This window comes from Allorhizocola rhizosphaerae (assembly GCF_003426775.1).
Lineage (GTDB): Bacteria > Actinomycetota > Actinomycetes > Mycobacteriales > Micromonosporaceae > Allorhizocola > Allorhizocola rhizosphaerae.
Window position 1 is genome coordinate 1 of sequence record NZ_QJUG01000446.1, and the last position, 2,246, is coordinate 2,246.

General features: G+C 70.7%; 2 protein-coding genes. One reads left to right on the forward strand and one right to left on the reverse strand.

The window, feature by feature from the left end; translation table 11 throughout:
* A partial coding sequence (locus tag DM816_RS41590; protein WP_162908423.1) for a hypothetical protein occupies positions 1 to 246 on the forward strand: 246 nt, incomplete at its 5' end.
* Positions 247 to 646: 400 nt separating this feature from the next.
* Here DM816_RS41590 and DM816_RS41595 read toward each other — a convergent pair.
* Entirely contained in the window at positions 647 to 1,372 is a 726-nt protein-coding gene (locus tag DM816_RS41595; RefSeq protein ID WP_425455350.1) for a regulatory protein RecX, read from the reverse strand.
* Positions 1,373 to 2,246 lie beyond the last annotated feature (874 nt).

Below are 2,246 nucleotides of genomic sequence, written 5' to 3' on the forward strand. Positions count from 1 at the left end.
GGCAACGCCGCCCCGCCGACCGCCCACACCGACCGCGGCAACGCCGCAACGCCGACCGCCCACACCGACCGCGGCAACGCCGCCCCGCCGACCGCCCACACCGACCGCGGCAACGCCGCAACGCCGACCGCTCACACCGACCGCGGCAACGCCGCCCCAATGGCCACGGCCTGCATGGTTACCTGCCGCGGAGGCATCGGGCACACGGGCATGTGTCCAAGGCAGACGTTCGGTGAAGCCAGTTGACCGGGACCGGCTCCCCCAACGCCCCTGAAAGCCGAATCGCACCGCCGAACTGTGCCCTGCTGTGGCCCGCGTGACCATGGCCGCCTCCTGAACCATCACCATGCCGGCGTTTTGCCGGCGATAGGTTCACACCTCACCAGGGACAGCCGAGCAGAGCACCTACCGATGCCGAGCCTTCGCCTGGCGGACCGCCCTAATTGGCTGGTCCGCCCGGGTATGCGCGACATCCTTGCCCAAGGGGCACGGCCGGTGCTCTAACCAGGAAAAAAGTTGCCGTACTGTTACTCGTTCTATGTTGTGCGCTATAGCCGGTACTGGTTGGTGTTTACCTTTAGGTGCGAGGCTAGGCGGCCGAGGCCGGTCCGGTCAAGGACTCATGATCGGACACCAAACCGGATAATCACTCATCCTCGTAGGCATCCGGGTCGATCAATTCGGCCACCTCCGCATCCCGCGTGGCCAGGGCTTCCTTCACTGCGCGCACCGCAACACCGGCCGGGTAACCCTTACGCGCGAGCATGCCGACCAGGCGGCGGAAAACGGCCTCGGGTTCGCCTCGCATCGTGCGCAGCTTGCGGGTCGCCAGGGCCAGCGCGGTCTGCGCCTCCGTGTCGGCGTCCAACCCGGACAGTGCCTCGTCGGTGTGCTCTTGCGACACGCCGCGCTGCCGCAATTCTTGCGCCAATGCCCGGCTGGCGAGCCCCCGCCCGTGATGCCGGCTGCTCACCCACGCCTTCGCGAAAGCGGCATCATCGATCATGCCCACCTCGTCGTACCGGTTGAGCACAGCGTCCGTGACCTCGTCTGATATCCCCCGTTTGTGTAGTGCCTTGGCAAGCTCGGCACGCGTCCTTGGCCGCACCGCCAACTGCCTCAAGCAGATCTCGCGCGCCATCTCATGCTCGTCGCGCAGCACCTCATCGCGGCGTGCCTCACCCCGCCGTCCCCCGTCAGGGCCTGTCACGCCCGCGCGCCTGTCCCCCCAACCCGCCTCGTTCTGGCGCGCCGCGTCACGGTATGCCGCACTCCCGCCCACCTGGCCTCGGCGTGCCACGTCGCGCCGCGACTCGCTCCAACCCGCCTCATCCTGGCCAGGCCGACCCCGGCGCGTTTTGTCGCGGGGCACGCCCTCCCGCCGCGCGTCACCGGCACCCACCTGGCCCTGGCGCACTACGTCACGCCGCGACTCGCTCCAGCCCGCCTCATCCGGTCGCGTGCCGTCTCGACTGTCGTTTCTCGACGGCTCCTGCCGCACGCGTGTTTCTCGCCACTGCCCACCCCGGCCATCACCGCCAGCGCTGCGCGCAAAACGCCCATCTTCCGGCCAATCACCATCGGCCCCGGGAGCGGACCAATCCCGCCCGCCCGCGTCGCCGTCGGCCCAGCCACCCGGCTCCAGCCCACGACCCCACCAGTCGCGCCGATCCCTGTCACCCTCGTCGGCCCAATTGTCCGTGCCGTGGTCGGCTTGGTTGAGTTTGTCGAGAGCTTGCCCGGCTCGGTCGTGCGCGCCGCGGTTGCTCGCGATGTCGATTTGCCGCGCAAGCGCCTCGACAGCCGCTAGCACGTGGCGTCGGCGAGAACCTGACGTGGCGCCCGAGACGCCCGGTGAGTCTGCTATGCCCGGGACACCGGGCTGACCTGCCGTGCCGGGGGCAAGCGAGTCTGCCGCCATGCCCAGAGTGCCGCGCGGACCGGCCGCCATCTCCTGTGCCAGCCGGTCTGCCGTGGCACCCGGGACGCCGGGCGGATCGGCCGTGCCCGGGACAAGCGGACCGGCCGCCATCCCCTGTGCCAGGTCTGCCGGGGTGCCCAGGGCGCCGGGCGAGTCTGCTGACCCCCGCGCAACTGGGGGTGGCGGGCCCGGGGCGGGCGGGGCGTCCTCAGTGGACGGAGGTGGATCGTGTGCGGCCTGGTCAGGGCCGCGCCGCCTTCCCCGCGCGGCGCGGCCCTGAGGCTTGGGTGGCAGTGCGTCCCAGCCTCGGCCGGAGCGGGCCATG